This is a genomic window from Sphingomonas sanguinis NBRC 13937 (assembly GCF_001591005.1).
Taxonomy (GTDB): Bacteria; Pseudomonadota; Alphaproteobacteria; order Sphingomonadales; family Sphingomonadaceae; genus Sphingomonas; species Sphingomonas sanguinis.
This window is the reverse complement of the sequence record NZ_BCTY01000015.1, coordinates 1-19191: the sequence shown is the minus strand read 5'-3', so window position 1 is coordinate 19191 and position 19191 is coordinate 1. Positions and strand designations below refer to the sequence as shown.

The 19191-nt window shown below is 67.5% G+C and carries 19 protein-coding genes; 11 read left to right on the top strand and 8 right to left on the bottom strand.

What is annotated here, in order from left to right:
* Positions 1 to 39: 39 nt before the first annotated feature.
* Positions 40 to 1539 carry an anthranilate synthase component I gene (gene trpE, locus SSA01S_RS08510; protein WP_061780060.1) on the bottom strand — a complete coding sequence of 500 codons (1500 nt, stop codon included), beginning with the start codon at positions 1537 to 1539 and terminating at the stop codon, positions 40 to 42.
* Positions 1526 to 3472 carry a peptidylprolyl isomerase gene (locus SSA01S_RS08505; RefSeq protein ID WP_061780059.1) on the bottom strand — a complete coding sequence of 649 codons (1947 nt, stop codon included), beginning with the start codon at positions 3470 to 3472 and terminating at the stop codon, positions 1526 to 1528. The genes trpE and SSA01S_RS08505 overlap by 14 nt, the downstream gene beginning before the upstream one ends.
* A gap of 135 nt (positions 3473 to 3607) precedes the next feature.
* Between SSA01S_RS08505 and tpiA the strand changes: the two genes are divergently transcribed.
* Positions 3608 to 4354 (top strand): triose-phosphate isomerase, encoded by a 747-nt coding sequence (gene tpiA / locus SSA01S_RS08500; RefSeq protein WP_061780058.1) that lies wholly within the window; start codon positions 3608 to 3610, stop codon positions 4352 to 4354.
* Between the two features lie 49 nt (positions 4355 to 4403).
* Here the strand turns inward: tpiA and SSA01S_RS08495 are convergent, their stop codons facing one another.
* Both SSA01S_RS08495 and SSA01S_RS08490 read right to left on the bottom strand, forming a co-directional pair.
* Entirely contained in the window at positions 4404 to 5783 is a 1380-nt protein-coding gene (locus SSA01S_RS08495) for a leucyl aminopeptidase family protein (protein ID WP_061780057.1), read from the bottom strand.
* Positions 5780 to 7180 (bottom strand): serine hydrolase domain-containing protein, encoded by a 1401-nt coding sequence (locus SSA01S_RS08490; RefSeq protein ID WP_061780056.1) that lies wholly within the window; start codon positions 7178 to 7180, stop codon positions 5780 to 5782. The genes SSA01S_RS08495 and SSA01S_RS08490 overlap by 4 nt, the downstream gene beginning before the upstream one ends.
* A 223-nt stretch (positions 7181 to 7403) precedes the next feature.
* Here SSA01S_RS08490 and SSA01S_RS08485 point away from each other — a divergent pair, with 223 nt between their 5' ends.
* Positions 7404 to 7793, top strand: coding sequence for an MAPEG family protein (locus SSA01S_RS08485; protein WP_082795001.1), 390 nt, complete (start codon positions 7404 to 7406; stop codon positions 7791 to 7793).
* Here the strand turns inward: SSA01S_RS08485 and rimO are convergent.
* Positions 7777 to 9117 carry a 30S ribosomal protein S12 methylthiotransferase RimO gene (gene rimO, locus SSA01S_RS08480; RefSeq protein ID WP_061780054.1) on the bottom strand — a complete coding sequence of 447 codons (1341 nt, stop codon included), beginning with the start codon at positions 9115 to 9117 and terminating at the stop codon, positions 7777 to 7779. The genes SSA01S_RS08485 and rimO overlap by 17 nt on opposite strands.
* A gap of 137 nt (positions 9118 to 9254) precedes the next feature.
* Here rimO and SSA01S_RS08475 point away from each other — a divergent pair, with 137 nt between their 5' ends.
* Entirely contained in the window at positions 9255 to 10349 is a 1095-nt protein-coding gene (locus tag SSA01S_RS08475; protein WP_082795000.1) for an anhydro-N-acetylmuramic acid kinase, read from the top strand.
* 1 nt (position 10350) lies between these two features.
* On the opposite strand, the gene SSA01S_RS08470 is transcribed toward SSA01S_RS08475, so the two are convergent.
* The 3 genes from SSA01S_RS08470 to SSA01S_RS08460 form a co-directional block, all read right to left on the bottom strand.
* Entirely contained in the window at positions 10351 to 10599 is a 249-nt protein-coding gene (locus tag SSA01S_RS08470; protein WP_061780053.1) for a hypothetical protein, read from the bottom strand.
* A gap of 54 nt (positions 10600 to 10653) precedes the next feature.
* On the bottom strand, positions 10654 to 11190 hold the full coding sequence (locus tag SSA01S_RS08465; protein WP_241491150.1) for a CHAP domain-containing protein: 537 nt from the start codon (positions 11188 to 11190) through the stop codon (positions 10654 to 10656).
* Positions 11191 to 11318: 128 nt separating this feature from the next.
* Entirely contained in the window at positions 11319 to 11969 is a 651-nt protein-coding gene (locus SSA01S_RS08460; RefSeq protein WP_061780052.1) for a DUF6975 family protein, read from the bottom strand.
* Positions 11970 to 12237: 268 nt separating this feature from the next.
* Here SSA01S_RS08460 and SSA01S_RS08455 point away from each other — a divergent pair, with 268 nt between their 5' ends.
* The 8 genes from SSA01S_RS08455 to SSA01S_RS08420 all read left to right on the top strand — a co-directional run bounded on the left by SSA01S_RS08455 (position 12238) and on the right by SSA01S_RS08420 (position 19181).
* Positions 12238 to 14505: a S9 family peptidase gene (locus SSA01S_RS08455; RefSeq protein WP_061780051.1), complete on the top strand. Its 2268-nt coding sequence runs from the start codon at positions 12238 to 12240 to the stop codon at positions 14503 to 14505.
* A 146-nt stretch (positions 14506 to 14651) separates the two neighbouring features.
* Positions 14652 to 15368: an MgtC/SapB family protein gene (locus SSA01S_RS08450; protein ID WP_061780050.1), complete on the top strand. Its 717-nt coding sequence runs from the start codon at positions 14652 to 14654 to the stop codon at positions 15366 to 15368.
* 105 nt (positions 15369 to 15473) lie between these two features.
* The gene (locus SSA01S_RS08445) at positions 15474 to 15725 is read left to right on the top strand and encodes a hypothetical protein (protein WP_061780049.1); all 252 of its coding nucleotides are present in this window, start codon (positions 15474 to 15476) and stop codon (positions 15723 to 15725) included.
* A 118-nt stretch (positions 15726 to 15843) separates the two neighbouring features.
* A complete protein-coding gene (locus SSA01S_RS08440; RefSeq protein ID WP_061780048.1) occupies positions 15844 to 16092 on the top strand; it encodes a hypothetical protein in 249 nt (82 codons plus the stop codon).
* Positions 16093 to 16103: 11 nt separating this feature from the next.
* Positions 16104 to 16526 carry an SAM-dependent methyltransferase gene (locus SSA01S_RS08435; RefSeq protein WP_240954551.1) on the top strand — a complete coding sequence of 141 codons (423 nt, stop codon included), beginning with the start codon at positions 16104 to 16106 and terminating at the stop codon, positions 16524 to 16526.
* Entirely contained in the window at positions 16523 to 16771 is a 249-nt protein-coding gene (locus SSA01S_RS08430) for a hypothetical protein (RefSeq protein ID WP_058733395.1), read from the top strand. Before SSA01S_RS08435 ends, SSA01S_RS08430 begins: the two co-directional genes overlap by 4 nt.
* Positions 16768 to 18054 (top strand): diaminopimelate decarboxylase, encoded by a 1287-nt coding sequence (gene lysA / locus SSA01S_RS08425; RefSeq protein ID WP_061780046.1) that lies wholly within the window; start codon positions 16768 to 16770, stop codon positions 18052 to 18054. Before SSA01S_RS08430 ends, lysA begins: the two co-directional genes overlap by 4 nt.
* Before the next feature lie 98 nt (positions 18055 to 18152).
* Positions 18153 to 19181, top strand: coding sequence for an aspartate-semialdehyde dehydrogenase (locus SSA01S_RS08420; RefSeq protein ID WP_061780090.1), 1029 nt, complete (start codon positions 18153 to 18155; stop codon positions 19179 to 19181).
* Positions 19182 to 19191: the final 10 nt, after the last annotated feature.

Here is a 19191-nt window from a genome sequence, read left to right as displayed (position 1 = left end):
GCCTTCGCCGGGGAACAGGCATAGGCATGAGCGGTACGCTTACTGCCCAAAACCGCCTTCGCCCGCCCGCGCCACGGCATCACGCGCCGCCGCCAGCATCGCGCCCGCCTTCGCCTCGCATTCCCGCTGCTCATAGGCGGGGTCGCTATCGGCGACGATGCCCGCGCCCGCCTGGACGTGGATGGTGTCGTCCTTGACCACGGCGGTGCGCAGCACGATGCATGAGTCCATCGAGCCATCGGGCGAGAAATAGCCCACGCCGCCCGCATAGGCCCCGCGCCGTTCCGGTTCCAGCTCGGCGATGATCTGGCAGGCGCGGACCTTGGGTGCGCCACTGACCGTGCCAGCAGGAAATCCGGCGAACAGCGCGTCCAGCGCGTCCTTGTCGTCCGCCAACTGGCCGACGACGTTGGACACGATGTGCATGACGTGGCTGTAGAACTCGACCGTGTAGCTGTCGGTCACCCGCACGCTCCCCGCCGACGCGGCCCGGCCGACATCGTTGCGGCCCAGGTCGAGCAGCATCAGATGCTCGGCGCGTTCCTTGGGATCGGCGAGCAGGCTGTCGCGGTTAGCGAAATCCTCGACGCCCGTCTTGCCGCGCGGGCGGGTGCCCGCGATGGGACGGATCGTGATCTCGCCATCGCGGACGCGGACCAGGATTTCCGGGCTCGACCCGATCAGCGAAAAGCCTGGCAGGTCGAGGTGATAGAGGAAAGGCGAGGGGTTGATCCGCCGCAGGCTGCGGTACAGCTCGAACGGCGGCAGGGTGAAGGGGGCGGAGAAACGCTGGGCCAGCACCACCTGAAAGATATCGCCCGCGACGATATAGTCCTTCGCGCGCGCCACCATCTCGGCATAGCGGCCGGGGGGCAGGGCGGGCTGATAGGCCGGTTCGGGCAGGTCGGCGCGGACCGGCGCGGGCAGCGTCGCGCTGGCCAGCCGCGCGGCGGTGGCGTCCAGCCGTTCCTCGGCCTCGGCGATCATCCGGGCGGCGTCACGGGCCGCATCGGGCCAGACCGGCGCGACCATGTACAGCGCGTCGGCCAGCCGGTCGAACACCAGGATCACCGTCGGGCGGACAAAGATCATGTCGGGCAGGCCGAGCGGATCGACCTCCGGCTGGGGCAGGTTTTCGACCAGCCCCACCGTCTCGTACCCGAAATAGCCGACCAGACAGGCGAGGGCGGAGGGTAGGCCCTCCGGCACCTCGGCGCGGCACTCGGCGACCAGCTGGCGCAGCGCCTCCAGCGTCGGGGCCGCGCACGGCGTGAACGCTTCGCGATCGGTGGTCCAATGCCGGTTGATCGCCGCGCTGTGCCCATCGGCCCGAAAGACCAGGTCGGGGGCCAGGCCGATCAGGCTGTACCGCCCGCGCGTCGCACCGCCCTCGACCGATTCGAGCAGGAAGTCACCGCGCCCCGGCTCGATCAGCTTCAGCGCGGCGGCGACCGGCGTCTCGGTATCGGCGATCTGCCGCCGCCAGATCAGCTGCGGCTGGCCGTCCGCCAACCGCCCGGCGGCGTCAGTTGGCGCCATTGGTCAGCAGCTCCGAGCGGACCTTGGCGACCGCCTTGGGATCGGTCTTCACGCCCACCACGTCGCGCACGGCGCGGGCGAACTGCGACACATATTCGCGGCCGATCAGGCGACCGATATCGCCCCGCGCGGCCTGGATCGCGGCGGTGTTGCCGGTCGCGTTGCCCGGTTCGATCTTGGTCGCGCGGATGATATACCAGCCCTCGTTCTGCGGCGCCTCCAGCGTCTTGGCCTTGTTCTGCGGCATCGAGAACAGGAGGGCGAGCGGCGCGGCGGCGGGGGTGTTCTGCGCAGCGGCCAGGTCACGGCGCGAGGCGGCGATCGGGCGGACCGGCGGCACGGCCAGACCGGTTTCCTTCAGCGCCTGTGCCATCGACATGCCCTTGTTCACCTTGGCGAGCACGGAATTGGCCAGCTTGCGCGCGGCGGCACGGGCGCGGTCGGCGGTCAGGTCGGCGACGACCTGGGCGCGCACCTGCGCCAGCGGACGCGGGGCGGCGCGCTGGACCTGGCCGACGCCAACGACGGCGAAGCTGCCATCCTGGCCGACCGGCACCACCTGCGGCGCGTCACCATCCTCGGCGGTGAAGGCGGCGGTGATCATCGCACGCTGCTCCGGCGTCGCCTGGAAGGTGGGGGCATCGGGGGCGAGGCCCTGCGCCGTCACGGCCGGGGTCGTCTGCGCCTGCAGCTTGCGGTCGGCAATCACCTCGTCAAAGGTCGCATTGCCCGACAGCGCATCCTCGATCGCATTGCGCATCTCGCCCAGCGCGGCGGCCTGCTTCTGCTTGGTCAGTTCGGCGACGATCTCGGGGCGGGCCTGGGCCAGCGTCTTGCCGGGGACCTGGGTGATCGCATCGACCTTGGCGACGACGAAGCCCAGCGTGCCGCGCACCGGGCCGACGATCGCGCCTTGCGCGGCGCCGAACACCGCATCGGCAACAGCGGCCGAGCTCTGTGCGGCGTAGGCGGCCTTGTCGACCGCCTTCTGGGTCGAGGCTTCCAGACCGGCGGCGCGGGCGGCATCGGCGAGCGAGGTGCCCGCCTTTGCCTTGGCGGCCAGCGCGTTCGCACCCGCCTGGTCCAGCACGACGACCTGGGTCACGTCGCGCTTCTGGGTGGCGGCATAGCGCGACTGGTTGGTCTGGTAATAGCGCGCGATCTCCGCTTCGCTCGGCGTCGACTGGGCAGCGACGGCGGCGGTATTGACCACTGCATAGCGGACGGTGCGCCGCTCGGGCAGCGAGTAGCGCTGCACGTTGCGCGTGTAGAAGCTCTGAATATCCGCGTCGGTCGGTGCGGGGCCGGTCGGCACCAGGCGGGTAGGGATATAGCCGACCTCACCCTGGCGCTTTTCGAGCAGCAGCGAGGCATAGGGCAGCGCCATCTGCATGGCGAACTGCGTCGCGCCGATGGTCGGCACGGTCAGCTGCTGGGCAAAGGTGGTGCGGATCAGGTCGGTGCGGACCTGGGCGTCGGTCATCTTCCGCTGCGCCAGAAGCTGTTGGTAGAGCGCCGGATCGAACTGGCCGTTGGGACCGCGAAACGCCGGGATCGAGGCGATCTGGCCGTCGATCAGGCGGCGCGAGACGACCATGCCCTGATCCTTGCCGAACTGTTCCAGCGACAGGCCGGTGATCTCGCGTTGCAACGTGCCCTCGAACCCGCCCGCCGCGATGAACTGCGCGACGTCGAGCGTGGGCTGTTCCTGGCGATAGGATGCCACCTCGTTCTGCACGGCGCTGCGCAGGTCGTTGGCGGTGATCTTCGCGTCGCCGACCTTGGCGACTTGGGACCCGGTGATGCCGCCCGCCATGCTGGAGATGTTAGTCACGTCCCCGGCGGCAAAGGCGATTGCGATCACGCCCAGCACGATGAAGGTGACGATGACGCCGGCCTTGGAATTGATGATCCGGCGGAAGAAGCTGAGCATGGACGACCGATCGGCAAGAAAGAAAATCGGGACGTGCTTTAGGGGCGCGGCGGCCCCGCATCAAGCTTGTGCGAAAACCGCAATCCGCTATCGGTGTTGAACACGTATAACAGACGACTCATTCGGGAGCCTGATATGGCACGGCGCAAATTGGTGGCGGGCAACTGGAAAATGAACGGTTCGCGCGCCGCGCTGGCCGAGCTGGACGGCATTGCCAAGGCGGCTGAAGCGGCCCCGAACGTCGACGTGGCGATGGCGGTGCCCTTCACCCTGATCGCACCCGCCGCCGAGCGTGTGCCCGGCCTCGCCATCGGGGCCGAGGATGTGCACGACCGCGATTCGGGGGCACATACCGGCTGCGTCTCGGCCGGGATGGTTCAGGAGGCGGGGGCCCGCTTCACGATCGTCGGTCACTCCGAACGCCGCGCGGATCAGGGCGAGACGAGCCAGGACGCCTGGGCCAAGGCCGCGGCGGCGCATCGCCAGGGGCTGAACGTCATCCTGTGCTGCGGCGAAACCGAGGCGGAGCGCAATGCGGGCCGCGCCGAGCGGGTGGTGCAGGCGCAGATCGAGAAGTCGGTGCCCGACAATGCGGATGGCAGCTGGTTCACGCTCGCCTATGAACCGCGCTGGGCGATCGGGACCGGGCGGACGCCGACCGTCGAGGAGATCGCGACCATCCATGCGATCGCGCGGGCCAAGCTGCGCATGCTGATCGGCGATGCGGCGGACGGGGTACGTATCCTGTATGGCGGCTCGGTGACGGGCGACAATGCGGCCACGCTGCTGGCCATCGAAAATGTCGACGGCGCGCTGGTCGGCGGCGCAAGCCTGACAGCCGCCAAATTCGTGCCGATCATCGAGGCGGCGGCGGGGTTGTGATCATGGGGTGAGGGCGGGGCGTGGTCCAACGGCCCGCCCCGCACACCTCTCAAGCGCCGGAATAGCGCTTCTTCAACATCGCGTAGGTCGCCCGCAGCGCATACGCATCGCCGCCCTTGGGCCGCCCCGGCTTGGCCGAGGGACGCCAGGCGAATACGTCGAGATGCGCCCAGGCCGTATCCTTGGGCACGAAGCGTCGCAGGAACAACGCCGCCGTGATCGCCCCAGCAAAGCCGCCATCCGGCGCATTCACCATGTCGGCGATGTCGGACTTCAGCATGTCGTCATAACCGTCCCAGAGCGGCATCCGCCACACCGGATCGTCCTCCGCCACGCCAGCCGCCAGCAGGTCCGCCGCCAGCGCCTCGTCATCGGTGAACAAGGGCGGCAGGTCGGGGCCCAGCGCCACCCGCGCCGCGCCGGTCAGGGTGGCGAAGTCGAGGATCAGCTCCGGCGCGTCCTCACCCGCGCGGGTCAGCGCGTCGCCCAGGATCAACCGGCCCTCGGCATCGGTATTGGTGTTCTCGACCGTCAGGCCCTTGCGCGTCCGCAGCACGTCGCCGGGGCGGAAGGCCGCGCCCGATATCGCATTCTCGACCGCCGGGATCAGCAGGTGGAGCCGGACCGGCAGCTTGGCCGCCATCACAAGCCCGGCCAGCGCCAGCGCATGGGCCGCGCCGCCCATGTCCTTCTTCATCAGCCGCATGCCGGCGGACGGCTTGATGTCGAGCCCGCCGGTGTCGAAGCACACGCCCTTGCCGACGATGGCGATGCGGGGATGGCTGGTGTCGCCCCAATGGAGCTCGATCAGCCGGGGCGCACGCTCGCGGATCGCGGCCTGGCCCACCGCATGGATCATCGGATAGTCGCGCGCCAGCGCCTCGCCGCTGATTACGGTCACGTCCGCATGATGCGCGCGCGCCAGCATCTGCGCCTCGGCCTCCAACTCGGCGGGGCCCAGATCACCCGCGCCGCTATTGACCAGATCGCGGACCTGCGCCGTCGCGGCGGCGATGCGGATGATCTCGTCCCGGTGCGCGACATCGCGGGTCAGCAGGACGCGCGGTGCGGCGTCCTCCGCCTTGCGATAGCGGGTGAAGCGATATTGGCCGAGCAGCCAGCCCAGCGCATTGGCGCCGACCTCCACCCCGTCGAGGCGATAGCTGCCCTCGGGCAGCGCTTCGGCCAGCTTGGCCAGCGCCCAGGGCGAGCTGGCGTCGGCGACCCCCGCGATGACGGCGATGCCGTCCCCGTCGGGGATCAGGACATGGGTGCCCGGCTTGGCGGTGAAACGCTGTGCGGTGGCCAGCGCGCGGGTCGCGGCGGACTGAAGGTTCAGCCAGGCGTCGAACGTCTCGGGCGTCAGCAGGGTGATCGTGCGGGCGCTCTGGCCACGATCGGGCTGGAGAAGGGAAGCGAAGTCGGTCATTCGGCGGGGCTCACCAGAAACTGTTCGATCTTTCCGTTGGCACCGGGCTCGGCATAGGTGCTGATGCGCAGGCTGCGGTTCGGATAGGTGACGCGGTAGTTGCGGTTGACGAAGCCGCCCCGCAACCGGGTGCGGCCGCTCTGCTCGATCGTGACCGGAGTGCCCAGCGGCGACAGGCTGGCCTTATAGTCGGCGATGGTCGCGGGCGTGAAATAATAGGCCGCGTCCTCGGTCAGCAGCGCGCGGTCGAGATTTCCCGCCTGCAACTGCGCATAGACCGCCTGGGTGCGGGCCAGGGCGGCGGCATCCTCGCTATTGGCCTGGGGGGCGGGGAGGATGATCTGCGAAATGCCCTTGGCGATTCGGTTCTGCGCATCGGCGAACCAGGCATTGACCGCGACGACGATAGCGGCCTTGTCTTCCGGGTAGACAATATTTTCGGTCAAGAAGCCGACCGCTTCGCCGCTATGTTCGACCATGCGGTGGCCATCGGCGACGGCGATCCCGACGCCCAGCCCATAGCCGGTGCTGGCGCCGCTGGTCAGGTTGACCGGCGTTTCCTGCTCGGCCCAATCCTTGGGCGAAAGCAGCGTGCGGTTCATTCGGGCGATGTCCCATTTCGCAAGGTCCTCGGCCGACATAGACAGTTCGCCCGCCGCATAGAGCCAGCCGGGGGCGGCGGGCGTCTCGACCCGCACGGGGCCCAGCGCGTGGCGCAGATAGCCTTGCGGGAAACCGGGGCCGACCGCCTTGTCCTGGTCGATCGCGCGGATGCCCAGAGGCTTGAAGACATGGGCCTGAAGGAAGGCGAGCAGGGGTTGGCCCGACACCTTCTCGACGATCATGCCCGCCACGACATAGCCCGTGTTGGAATATTGCCACTGCGTGCCCGGCGCGAAGTCGAGCGGGGCCTTGGCCCAGCGGTCGACGATGCCCTGCGGCGTGGTCGGCGTTGCCATCGCCTTGAAGCTGTAATCCTGCGGCCAGTAATCACGCAGGCCCGAGGTATGGCTGAGCAGCTGGCGGATGGTGATCTTGTCGCCATCGGTGATGCCCGGAATGTACTTCGACACCGTATCGTCGAGCGACAGCTTGCCCTGGTCCGCCAGCAACAGGATCGCGGCGGCGGTGAACTGCTTCGACACCGAGGCGATCTGATAGGGGAGCTTGGGGTCGGCGGGGCCCGTCTGCCCCTCATATTGCTTGCCATAGGCCTTGGCGAGGACGATCCGGCCGCCGCGCACCACCGCGACCGAGGCGGAGGGGACGCCGGTATCGGCCAGCGTCTTCGTCACCAGCGCGTCGATCTTCTGGGTTTCCGCCGGGGTCAGGGCCTGGGCGAGGAGCGGGGCGGGGGCGATGAGCGCGATCGCCGCCAGCAAATGGGGGTATCTCATGCGCGCCAAGGAAGCAGGTTTGCGGGAACCGCGCAACGGGTGTGGGCGCGTGGGCTTTGAGGCCGCCGTCTCTACATGGCGGTCGCAGACTTTTTTTGCTGCCACCCCGGCGAAGGCCGGGGTCCAGTTGCCACGTTCGGCGTTGGGGAAGAGCATCGCGCGCCTTAGGGCGCGCCGTATCTGGACCCCGGCCTTCGCCGGGGTGGTCTTGGGAGATAGGCAATTGACCACCGAACTGACTATCCTCGGCTGGTCGATCATCCTGCTGTTCGTGCATATCGCCCTGCAGTCGCAGATGGCGACGTTGGACCGAGGCATCGGCTGGAACGCAGGTCCGCGCGACGGAACGCCCGCGCCGCTGGGCCGCTATGCGGGCCGCGCCGAGCGCGCCTCGGCCAATTTTCGCGAGACCTGGCCGATCTTCATCGCCTTGGCGCTGGGGCTCGCCGTCACGGGGCGGAGCGGCGGCATCGCGGCGACCGGCGCGTGGGTGTGGTTCCTCGCGCGGGCCGCCTATGTGCCGCTGTACCTCTTCGGCGTCCGCTATGTGCGGTCGCTGGCCTATCTGGTGTCGATGATCGGCCTGGTGATGATGCTTATTCGTTTCCTGTGACGGGAACGCCGTATAGGTCGTGCTCGTCGGCATCCTCGATCGCGACCTTCACGATATCGCCGACGCTCAGATGCCCGGCATCGCGCAGGAAGACCTCGCCGTCGATCTCGGGCGCATCCGCCTGGGAGCGGCCAGTCGCGCCGCCTTCCTCGTCCACCGCGTCGATGATGACGGGCAGGGTGCGGCCGACCTTGGCGGCGAGCTTGGCAGCCGAGATGGCGGCGGTCTTTTCCATGATCCGCGCGTAACGCTCTTCCTTCACCTCCTCAGGGACGTGATCGGGCAGGGCGTTGGCGGCGGCACCCTCGACCGGCTCGAAGCGGAAAGCACCGACGCGGTCGAGCTGGGCTTCGTCCAGCCAGTCCAGCAGATACTCGAAATCCTCCTCCGTCTCGCCGGGGAAGCCGACGACGAAGGTCGAGCGGATCGCGATGTCGGGGCAGATGTCGCGCCACTGGTGGATGCGTTGCAGCACCTTGGCGTCGTTGCCGGGGCGCTTCATGCGCTTGAGCACCGAGGGCGCGGCATGCTGGAACGGGATGTCCAGATAGGGCAGCACCAGCCCTTCCGCCATCAGCGGGATCACCTGATCCACATGCGGATAGGGATAGACATAGTGCAGCCGCACCCACGGCGCGATCTTGCCCAGTTCGCGGGCCAGGTCGGTCATGTGCGGCACGACCTCCTGCCCCTTCCACATCCGGGGTTCCTTGCGGATGTCGATGCCGTAGGCCGAGGTATCCTGGCTGATGACCAGCAACTCACGCGTGCCCGCCGCGACCAGTTTTTCCGCCTCGCGCAGGATTGCGTCGGGACGGCGGCTGACCAAATCGCCGCGCAGGCTGGGGATGATGCAGAAGCTGCACCGGTGGTTGCAGCCCTCCGAAATCTTCAGATAGCTATAGTGACGCGGGGTCAGCTTCAGACCCGCATCGGGGATCAGGTCGATATAGGGCGACAGGTTGGCGGGCGCGGCGGCGTGGACGGCCTCCACCACCTGCTCATATTCATGCGCGCCGGTGATCGCGAGCACGTCCGGAAAGCGGGTGCGGATCGCCTCGGCTTCCTTGCCCATGCAGCCGGTCACGATGACGCGACCGTTTTCCTTGATCGCCTCGCCGATCGCCTCCAGGCTTTCCTCCTTGGCGGAGTCGAGAAAGCCGCAGGTGTTGACCAGCACGACATCGGCCCCGGCATAGTCGGGCGACATCTGATAGCCGTCGGCGCGCAGCTGGGTCAGGATGCGTTCGCTGTCGACCAGATTCTTGGGACAGCCGAGCGAGACCATGCCGACACGCGGCGGAGTGGGGAGTTTGGTTGCCATGGGATGCGCGCGCACATAGTCCAGATCGGATCACTTTTCCAGATGCCTGCCCCATATGTCTGGTCGAGCGAGGTCGACACGGCCCCGCAATCCCGGCATGAGGGCGGCAACGGACGACGGTTGAAGGTTGAGGGGCGATGCTGGCGATCGGATTGATGTCGGGAACGTCGCTCGACGGGGTCGACGCTGCACTGATCGAAACCGATGGCGAGGGGCTGGTCCGGCCGATCGCCTTCCGCTCGGAGGCCTATTCGGACGGCGCACGGACCGAACTGGCCGAGGCGACCGCGCTGGCGCTGACCTTCGACCGGCCGCGCGCCAGCCCACCCATCGTTGCGGCGAGCGAGTTGATCGTGCGGACCCATGCGATGGCGGTGCAGAAGCTGCTGCGCGATGCCGGCGTCGAGGCGGGAGTAGTCGATGTCATCGGCTTTCACGGCCAGACGGTCGCGCATCGCCCCGATCGCGGCTGGACCTGGCAGATCGGCGACGGGCAGGCGCTGGCGGATGCGACCGGGATCGTCACCGTCTCCGATTTTCGCTCGGCCGATGTCGCGGCGGGCGGGCAGGGCGCGCCGCTGATCCCCGTCTATCACGCCGCGCTGGGCGCCGGACTGGAGAAGCCGGTCGCGATCCTCAATCTGGGCGGGGTGGCGAATGTTACCTGGATTGGTCGCGACGGTGCGTTGGTCGCCTTCGACACCGGACCTGCCAACGGCCTGATCGACAGTTGGATGGAGGCCGAGACCGGCCAGCGCTATGATGCGAACGGCCAGACGGCGGCCAGCGGGCGGGTCGAGCCGACCGTGCTCGACACGATGATGGACAATGGCTGGTTCGACCTCGCGCCGCCTAAGTCGCTCGATCGCAACGACTTCACCATCCAGCCCGCGCGGGGCTTGTCGGCGGCGGACGGCGCAGCGACGCTGACCGCCTTCACCGCGCGGACGGTGGCGCGGGCACTCGACCATTTGCCCGAGCGGCCCCGGCGTCTGCTGGTCGCGGGCGGCGGGCGGCACAATGCGACGATGCTGGCGATGATCGCGACCGAGACGGGGCTCACGCCCGAGCCGACCGACAGGCTCGGCTGGGACGGCGATGCACTAGAGGCCCAGGGCTTTGCTTATATGGCGGTGCGACGGCTGGACGAGCGGCCGATCAGCTTTCCGGGCACGACCGGCGTGCCGCAGGCGATGACCGGCGGCGTGATCCATCGCCCGGCCGGGGCCTGACCTATCGCGGCTTGGCGCTCTTCGCGTTGACCTTGGCCGGGATGGGGCAGCCGTCGATTTCGCGAAGCACGGTATATTGCGGCTCGGCATCCGGCAGCTCGTTCAATTTGCGCAGGCTGGGCGTCTCCGCCTTGCCGCGGACCCGCCGTTCTTTCGGCACGCAGCGTTCGGGCGGCTGGCCGATGGTCGGCATGGTGGAATAGGGAACACCCGATTCGGCGAAGAGCGCCAACGCGACGAGCAACATCATCGACTTCCTCCCTTTGTATGGGAGGATGTTACATCGTCACTGCGTCAGAGACAATCAGCGCGCGACATAGGCGTCGATCAGCGCGCCGACATAATCGGGTTTGTCGCTGGTCAGTCCCGGCGCCGGACGGCCCTTCCCATAGATGAAGCCGTAGATCGGATAGGTCGAGCTGCCCAATCCGTCCGAGTCGCGGAACCAGACCTTCACCCGGCTCCAGTCGTTTTCGGGCGATACGTCGAACAGCGTTACATCCTGTTCGGCATGGCCGCGCTCGCCATTCTGGATCGACCAGTTGGCATGGGTCAGCATCAGCACCCGGTCCTCGACCACGCGGCTGACCACCGCGACATGGCCCAGCGGCAGGCGGCTGGTCTTTTCAAAGACGACGACGGCTCCCACCCGCGGGGTGTGGCCGCGCGGATACTTCCCCTCGGCCTGCGACCACCAGGTCCAGGCGTCGCCGTAGATCGGAATGCCGGAGGCGGCGCGTGCGAAGGGGACGCACTGTCCGACATAATCGAGCAGCGAACGCGCCTCGGCCGGAAGGGCGACCGTCAGTGCGCAGAGCGATAGGATTGCCTTGGACACCATGCCTTTCATGGTGTCGACCCTATGAAGCACGCCTTAATCCACACCTGTCCGGCATGGTTAACGGCTTGGTAACGAGATGGAGTGAGTAGGAGGCGCGACCGGTTGAGGGCGTGCGCGCGGATCACAGCCTAGCCGCGCCGGGCGCTCGCTCGGGCTTCGAGAAGGTCCCACAGACCCCGATGCTGACCCAGCAACTGGGTGGCACCGAAACCCCGGGCACGGGCCAGGCCGATGGCCGATTCGTCGTCCTCGCAATCGAGCAGCGGTTCGGGCAGGGTGCTGGGGGGCGTGGACACGCCGAAGCGCATCGCGGCCTGCGACAGGATCTGGCGGATCGATCGCCAGTCGAGGATTAGCGCGGAAACCGCCCCGGTGGCGCAGCCCCGCCGGTCGGAGTTGGCCAGCATTTCCAGCGTCTGGCGCAACTGGGTCAGCGCCGCATCGGTCTGCGCCTGTCCTGGCGTGGACGGCAGCGGACCGGCGGCGGAGGTCAGATGGGCCAGAAAGGCGCGTTCGTTCGAAAAGGCGTTCGACGAACTGATCAGCCAGGGCAGCGTGTCGAGCTCGATCCCGCGCGCCATGGCATAGTCGATCATGCACGGATGGTTGCCGTGCACGGCACACACGGCATGGACGGCGTCGGTCAGGTCGTGGAGCAGAACCTGCGGCAAGAGCAGCGACTGGACATGCGGATGCCCGGCGCTGCCCAGCCGGGCCATGATGGCCCGGATGTCGCCCCGTCGATCACTCTGAATGTCCAATGCCGTCAGGGTTGCCATGTCCGTTCCGATAATGGGTGGTTGCGGCGCAAGGACGTTCGGTCCTTTTGTCGCTCCCGATCGGTCGGCCTAACCAGTTTTCGTTAACACCCGGTTTACGAAATCGGAGTCGCTTCCGTAACGAGTTGTTCGGGCGTTTCGTCGCGACAAAACGCGCCCGTTGCGGGACGATGTGCCGATCGCGCTTGCCGGATCATGGTGGCCTCGCAATAACGCGCCCTCACACATCGGGCGACGACCCGGTGCGATAGGGTCTGGAGTGGTATGAATGCGCAAATGGGTGCTGGGTCTCGCGCTGGCGTCGGTGGGAGCGTCGATCGCAATCGGGTCGGGGGCACCGGCGATGGCCGCTGATGGTCCGGCCGCCCAAGGCCGCAAGCAGGGCGAACTGACCCTCGGCCGGGTCTTCGGCAGCCCCGACCTGTCGGGATCGCAGCCGCGCGGCCTTCGCCTGTCGCCCGACGGCACCCTCCTGACCTCGCTGCGTCCGCGTGCCGACGAGCGCGAGCGGCTGGACCTTTGGGCGCGCGATACCCGCACCGGCGAAGAGCGGATGCTGGTCGATTCCAAGAAGGTCGGTTCGGGCGCCGAGCTGTCCGAGGCGGAAAAGATGCAGCGCGAGCGTGCGCGGATCGGCGGGTCGAAGGGCATCGTCGCCTATGACTGGGCCCCCGACGGTAAGTCGATCCTGGTGCCGCTGGATGGCGATCTGTACCTCGCCAGCCTGGACGGCACGGTCCGCCGCCTGACCAGCACGCCGGGCGGCGAGCTGAACCCGATCGTCAGTCCCAAGGGCGGTTATGTCAGCTTCGTGCGCGACCAGAATTTGTGGGCCATGCCGCTCGGTGGCGGCGAGGCGCGCGCGCTGACCAAGGAGGGCGGCGGCACTGTCCATTTCGGTGAGGCGGAATTCGTCGCGCAGGAGGAAATGCACCGCTTCACCGGCTATTGGTGGAGCCCCGACGAACGCTATATCGCGGTCGAGCGGTTCGATGACGCGCCCGTCAAGGTCGCCGTTCGCGCCGCCATCGGCGCAGCGGGCACCAAGGTCTATGAACAGCGCTATCCGGCGGCGGGTACGCCCAATGCGCTGGTCGATCTGTGCGTCATGAAGGCGGACGGCTCGGGCCGGGTGAAGGTCGACTTGGGTACCAACCCGGATATCTATCTGGCGCGCGTCGACTGGACCCCGGACGGCTCGGCGATGCTGGTCCAGCGCGAGAGCCGCGACCAGAAGACGCTCGACATGCTGCGCGTCGATCCCAAGACCGGCAAGTCGACGGTCCTCTTCACCGAGCGTTCGGGCGACCGCAGCTGGCTGAACCTGTCCGACGCCTATCGCCCGATGAAGGATGGCAGCCTGATCTGGCGGTCGGAGCGGGACGGCTATGGCCATCTCTATCATTTCTCGAACGGCCAGTGGACGCAGCTGACCAAGGGGCCGTGGGTCGTCACCAACCTGGTCGGCGTCGATGAAGCAAAGGGCCGCTTGTACTTTACCGGCCTGAAGGACGATGTGCTCGAACAGCATCTCTATGCCGTCGACATCGCCCAGCCGAACGTCATCACCCGCCTGACCGAGCGCGGCTATACCAACAGCGCTACGATGGACTCGTCGGCCAGCCGCTTCATCGTCTCGCGCTCCAGTCCGACCCAGCCGACCCAGGTCTATCTGGCCGACACTACCGGCAAGCGGCTGAGCTGGATCAACGAGAACGCGATTGTCGCGGGCCACCCCTATGCGCCCTATCTCGCCAGCCACCGCGAGACCAAGTTCGGCACGATCAAGGCCGATGACGGCACGACGCTCTATTGGGAGATGATCACGCCCAAGCTGGAGCCGGGCAAGCGCTACCCCGTCTTCTTCCAGCATTATGGCGGCCCCGGCACCGGCCAGCAGGTCACGCGCGGCTGGCAAGGCGCGCTGCCGCAATATCTGGTCGACCAAGGGTGGATCTTCTTCCAGATCGACAATCGCGGCTCGTATAATCGCGGCAAGGCGTTCGAGGATGCCATCTACCACGCGATGGGCACGGTCGAGGTCGCCGATCAGCTGGCGGGCGCGAACTATCTGAAGACGCTGCCCTTCGTCGACCCTGCGCGCATCGCGACCTATGGCTGGTCGTACGGCGGCTATATGTCGATCAAGATGCTGGAAAAGACGCCGGGCGTGTACGCCGCCGCCGTGTCGGGGGCACCGGTCACCGATTGGCAGCTCTACGATACGCACTACACCGAGCGCTATCTGGGCGATCCGCGCACCGACCCGCAAAGCTATGCGGGCTCGCAGGCGATCACCGATGCGGCGAAGATCCGCGATCCGCTGATGCTGATCCACGGAATGGCGGACGATAACGTCTTCCTCGACAATGCGACGGCCTTTGCCGCCGAGATGCAGAAGACCGACACGCCGTTCGAGATGATGCTCTATCCCGGCCAGACCCACCGCGTCGGCGGGCCGGGCGTGTCAGAGCATCTGTGGCATACGATCCTGAACTTCCTCGACCGGACGGTGAAGGACAAGCCGAAGAAATAAAGTGATCCTCCCCGGCACGGGGAGGGGGACCATGCGCAGCATGGTGGAGGGGGCGTACCGCGAGTGTTGACCCGTGTGGCGCTCCCCCTCCGTCAGCGCTGACGCGCTGCCACCTCCCCGTAACGGGGAGGATTTACGGACTGTACATGGCATTTCTGAAGACCTTCCACCTCTGGCCGTTCCTCGACACGCTGGTCAGCTATCTGACCGCGTTCGTCCTGGGCACCGTGATCGGTGCGGAGCGGCAATATCGCCAGCGTACGGCGGGGCTGCGCACCAACGCCCTGGTCGCGATCGGCGCGGCGGCGTTCGTCGATCTCGGCCAGCGGCTGGGCGGCGATGTCGAGTCCATCCGCATCATTGCCTATGTCGTCTCCGGCATCGGTTTCCTGGGCGCTGGCGTCATCATGAAGGAGGGGATGAACGTCCGCGGGCTGAATACCGCGGCGACCCTCTGGTGCTCGGCGGCGGTCGGCTCGATTGCGGGTAGCGACATGGTGGCCGAAGCCGTGCTGCTGACCGTCATCGTCCTGCTCGCCAATACCGCGCTGCGCCCACTGGTCGATGCGATCAACCGCTTCCCGGTCGAGGGACGCCATGTCGAGGCGACCTATTCGGTCAGCCTGACGACCACCGCAGCCCAGGCCGGGCCGATCGGCGACCTGCTGGTCGAGCATCTGGAAGGCGCCGGGCTGCCCGTCGGCGAACTGGATATCGAAGAGAGCGGCGAGGATCAGGTGCGCGTGACCGCCACGCTGACCCCGACCATCGTGGAGGCGAGCGAACTGGACAGGATTACGGACCATTTCCAGTCGGTCCACGGCATTGCCCACGCCACTTGGGGGGCGAGTACCCACGACTGATGGATGCCTCCCCCGGCGCTATGCGCGCGCTATGCGAAACCGGGGAATCGCTCTCGCATTGCTATGCCGCCTGAGATTAGCCGCTGAGCCTGACAAGGAGGCGATATGGCGGCACGGGTTCGGACAGCATGGGAAGGGCTTGCGCTGCGCCTGTTGGGGGTCGGGCTCTGCGTGCTGGCGTGGCGGGTGATCGCGCATCTGGTCGCAATGGCCAACCATGGCGGGCGGGCGACACTTGTGGGTTATGCGCTCGCCACGCTGGGCTTCATGGCGGGCAGCCTGGGCAGTGCGCTTACCATCCTGGGTGGCCATGTGTTCGATGAGGTGCCGGTCAGCGCCCGCTGGCGGCGGGTGTAAGCGAGATTATGCCGCCACTATGCGAAAGCCGCAAATCGCTCTCGAAACCCTATGGGCCGAGGCGTAGCTGATCGGGGCGGGCGACGGATCGCCCGATCGGCAGAGGTTTCAAGTCCTTATGAGTTCGGATGTTTTTCCCCAGCCGGACGGTCCGGCGCGGATCATCTATGTCGGTCAGGACCGGGACGGTCATTGGCTGGTCCAGGATAGCGAGCGATTGCTGGAGGGGCGTTTCGTCTCGCGCGGGGCGGCGATGCGTTATGCCGCCGAAGAGGCCGAAATCTATCATGCCAGCGTTCGGGTGTCGGGCACGGCGTTGATCCCGCTGGTGCCCTTCGGACCCTTGCCGATGCCGCAGGCCGCGTGATGGACGCGCTGATGCGACATCGCCGCGATCCCCGCTGGCCCGCCGTGGAGGCGGCGCTGGGGGCCTTGCGCGAACACCATCGCCGGGCGGTGCGGATCGTCGACGCCGATTGCGGCGCGGGCGGCTTCCTGATCGCGGTCGCCGAGCGGGCGCGGGCGATGGGCTTCACCGCGATCGAGGGGCGCGGCATCGGCGGCTCCCCCGCGCTGATCGGCCGGGCGAAAGCGGCGGCGCGGCGGCACCGCGATGCGGCAATGGGACTGGTCTTCGAGCGCGCCGATCCGGCCGAAGCGCTGGCGACCGAGTGCGAGTTTCCGGCCGACATCGTGGTCTGGCATCGCGGCGGCGGGCTGACGGGGGCGCTGCGGGCGGCGGGGACATCGGTGATCGGCGATCCGGTCGAGGGGCGGGCGCCCCGGGAGATGATGGCATGACGGGACGGGATATGGCCTGGCGGATGCTGGGCGGTGCGATGATGCTGGGCGCGTCGGTGGCGACGCTGATGGGACCGACGGGCTCGCTGCTGGCGCTGTTCTGGTTCCTGGTGGCGCTGGGCGGCCTGACGCTGCTGCTGAACGGCAAGCGCCTGGCCCAGGCGCTGCGGGCCGAGCGGCGCGGCCATTATCACACGGCCGAGGCGATCCATGCCGCGCGGCTGCGGCGGGGGCGGCGGTCATGAGCGCCGATCCGGGCTTTGCCGTGCGGGGCGGCGTGCTTCATGCCGAGGGCGTGTCGCTCGCCACCATCGCGCAGGTCGTGGGCACGCCGACCTATGTCTATTCCGCCGCGGCCTTGCGTGCTGCGGCCCGGCGGTTTCGCGACGCGCTTGCCCCCGTCCCGCGCAAGGCGCTGGCCTTTGCGGTCAAGGCCAATCCCTCGCTCGCCGTGCTGAACCTGTTGCGCGAGGAAGGGTACGGCGCCGACATCGTGTCGGGCGGGGAGATGACCGCCGTGCTCAACGCCGGGATGGCGGCGCGCGACATCGCTTTTTCAGGCGTCGGCAAGACGCCGGAGGAACTGGCGCAGGCGCTTCGTGTCGGGGTCGGCCATATCAATCTGGAGAGCGAGCGCGAGGGCGAGGTGCTGGCGGCGATCGCGGTGCGCATGGGGCGGGCCGCCCCGGCGCTGCTGCGCGTCAATCCGGATGTCGATGCGGGCACCCATGCCAAGATCACCACCGGCACCAGTGACACCAAGTTCGGCGTGGCGATTGGCGATGCGCCCGCGATTTATGACTGGCTGGCCGCACGCCCCGGCCTGTCGCTTCAGGGCGTGGCGGTCCATATCGGCAGCCAGATCATGGCGCCAGATCCGCTGGAGGCCGCTTATCGCCGCATTGGCGAACTGGTCGCGGCGCTGCGGGCGCGGGGGCAGGGGATCAGCCATGTCGATCTCGGCGGAGGGCTGGGCGTCGATTATCGTGGCGGGGCGGATGCCGATGTCGCGGCCTATGGTGCGATGGTGGCGCGCGTCACCCGAGACTGGGACGTAACGCTGCTGTTCGAGCCGGGTCGCTATATCGCCGCCCATGCCGGGGTGCTGCTGACCCGTGTGCTGTGGGTCAAGCCTGGGGAGGAATGCTCCTTCGTCGTGATCGATGCGGGCATGAACGACCTCGCTCGCCCCGCGCTGTATGACGCGTGGCACGATTTCGCGGCGGTCGCGCCCAACGGTGCCACGATGCGCGCGCACGTGGTCGGTCCGGTATGCGAAAGCAGCGACGGGTTCGCCCGCGCGCGGATGATCGACCGAGTGGGCGAAGGCGATCTGGCCGTGATCCGGGACGTCGGCGCTTACGGGGCGTCGATGGCGTCCTGCTATAACAGCCGCGCGCTGGCTGCCGAGGTGATGGTGGAGGGCGGCCGCTTCGCGCTGATCACTCCCCGCATCGCGGCGGCGGATATCCGTCCGCAGACCCTGCCCGAGTGGTGGCAGGGGGCGGCGCTGGGCCGGGCCGCGTAAATCCCGGCTTGGCCCCGCCCAACGCGCACTTTTCGCAAAGTTGGTGGACGTGTCCGCGCAATGACGCTACCGGCTCACGCTTCCGAGTGGAGGGTATGATGGGTTATCGCGTGGTGGTCGCCGGGGCGACGGGCAATGTCGGCCGGGAAATGATCAACATTCTGGCGGAGCGGGAATTTCCGATCGACGAACTGGCGGTCGTCGCTTCGTCGCGCAGCCAGGGCGACCAGATCGAATATGGTGAGACGGGCAAGATGCTCACCATCAAGAATATCGAGCATTTCGATCCGACCGGCTGGGACATGGCCTTGTTCGCCATCGGATCGGACGCGACGAAGATCTACGCGCCCAAATTCGCCGCCGCCGGTTGCGTCGTGATCGACAATTCCTCGCTTTACCGCATGGACCCGGACGTGCCGCTGATCGTGCCGGAAGTGAACCCGGATGCCATCGACGGCTATAAGGCGAAGAACATCATCGCCAACCCGAACTGCTCGACCGCACAGATGGTCGTGGCGCTGAAGCCGCTCCACGACAAGGCGACGATCAAGCGCGTCGTCGTCGCGACCTATCAGTCGGTGTCGGGCGCGGGCAAGGCGGGCATGGACGAGCTGTTCGAGCAGAGCCGCAACATCTTCGTCGGCGACCCCGCCGAGCCCAAGAAGTTCACCAAGCAGATCGCCTTCAACGTGATCCCGCACATCGACAGCTTCCTCGACGACGGCTCGACGAAGGAAGAGTGGAAGATGGTCGCCGAGACCAAGAAGATCCTCGACCCCAAGGTCAAGGTGACGGCGACCTGCGTACGCGTGCCGGTCTTCGTCGGCCATTCCGAGGCGCTGAACATCGAGTTCGAGGACGAGATCTCGGCCCAGGAAGCCCAGGACATCCTGCGCGAGGCGCCCGGTGTCATGCTGATCGACAAGCGTGAGGACGGGGGATACGTAACCCCGGTCGAGTGCGTCGGCGACTATGCGACCTTCATCAGCCGCGTCCGCGAGGACTCGACGGTCGATAACGGCCTGTCGCTGTGGTGCGTGTCGGACAATCTGCGGAAAGGCGCCGCGCTGAACGCGGTGCAGATCGCCGAACTGCTCGGCCGCCGCCACCTGAAGAAGGGCGACTGAGCCCATTTAA

Bases quoted from the DNA above. Each gene is read 5' to 3' on its own strand.
- SSA01S_RS08440 (WP_061780048.1), top strand. From the start codon at position 15,844: ATGAGTTCGGATGTTTTTCCCCAGCCGGACGGTCCGGCGCGGATCATC.
- SSA01S_RS08445 (WP_061780049.1), top strand. From the start codon at position 15,474: ATGGCGGCACGGGTTCGGACAGCATGGGAAGGGCTTGCGCTGCGCCTG.
- rimO (WP_061780054.1), bottom strand. From the start codon at position 9,117: ATGGCAACCAAACTCCCCACTCCGCCGCGTGTCGGCATGGTCTCGCTC.
- trpE (WP_061780060.1), bottom strand. From the start codon at position 1,539: ATGGCGCCAACTGACGCCGCCGGGCGGTTGGCGGACGGCCAGCCGCAG.
- SSA01S_RS08470 (WP_061780053.1), bottom strand. From the start codon at position 10,599: ATGATGTTGCTCGTCGCGTTGGCGCTCTTCGCCGAATCGGGTGTTCCC.
- SSA01S_RS08475 (WP_082795000.1), top strand. From the start codon at position 9,255: ATGCTGGCGATCGGATTGATGTCGGGAACGTCGCTCGACGGGGTCGAC.
- SSA01S_RS08420 (WP_061780090.1), top strand. From the start codon at position 18,153: ATGGGTTATCGCGTGGTGGTCGCCGGGGCGACGGGCAATGTCGGCCGG.
- SSA01S_RS08435 (WP_240954551.1), top strand. From the start codon at position 16,104: ATGCGACATCGCCGCGATCCCCGCTGGCCCGCCGTGGAGGCGGCGCTG.
- tpiA (WP_061780058.1), top strand. From the start codon at position 3,608: ATGGCACGGCGCAAATTGGTGGCGGGCAACTGGAAAATGAACGGTTCG.
- SSA01S_RS08450 (WP_061780050.1), top strand. From the start codon at position 14,652: ATGGCATTTCTGAAGACCTTCCACCTCTGGCCGTTCCTCGACACGCTG.
- lysA (WP_061780046.1), top strand. From the start codon at position 16,768: ATGAGCGCCGATCCGGGCTTTGCCGTGCGGGGCGGCGTGCTTCATGCC.
- SSA01S_RS08465 (WP_241491150.1), bottom strand. From the start codon at position 11,190: ATGGTGTCCAAGGCAATCCTATCGCTCTGCGCACTGACGGTCGCCCTT.
- SSA01S_RS08490 (WP_061780056.1), bottom strand. From the start codon at position 7,180: ATGAGATACCCCCATTTGCTGGCGGCGATCGCGCTCATCGCCCCCGCC.
- SSA01S_RS08455 (WP_061780051.1), top strand. From the start codon at position 12,238: ATGCGCAAATGGGTGCTGGGTCTCGCGCTGGCGTCGGTGGGAGCGTCG.
- SSA01S_RS08505 (WP_061780059.1), bottom strand. From the start codon at position 3,472: ATGCTCAGCTTCTTCCGCCGGATCATCAATTCCAAGGCCGGCGTCATC.
- SSA01S_RS08430 (WP_058733395.1), top strand. From the start codon at position 16,523: ATGACGGGACGGGATATGGCCTGGCGGATGCTGGGCGGTGCGATGATG.
- SSA01S_RS08495 (WP_061780057.1), bottom strand. From the start codon at position 5,783: ATGACCGACTTCGCTTCCCTTCTCCAGCCCGATCGTGGCCAGAGCGCC.
- SSA01S_RS08460 (WP_061780052.1), bottom strand. From the start codon at position 11,969: ATGGCAACCCTGACGGCATTGGACATTCAGAGTGATCGACGGGGCGAC.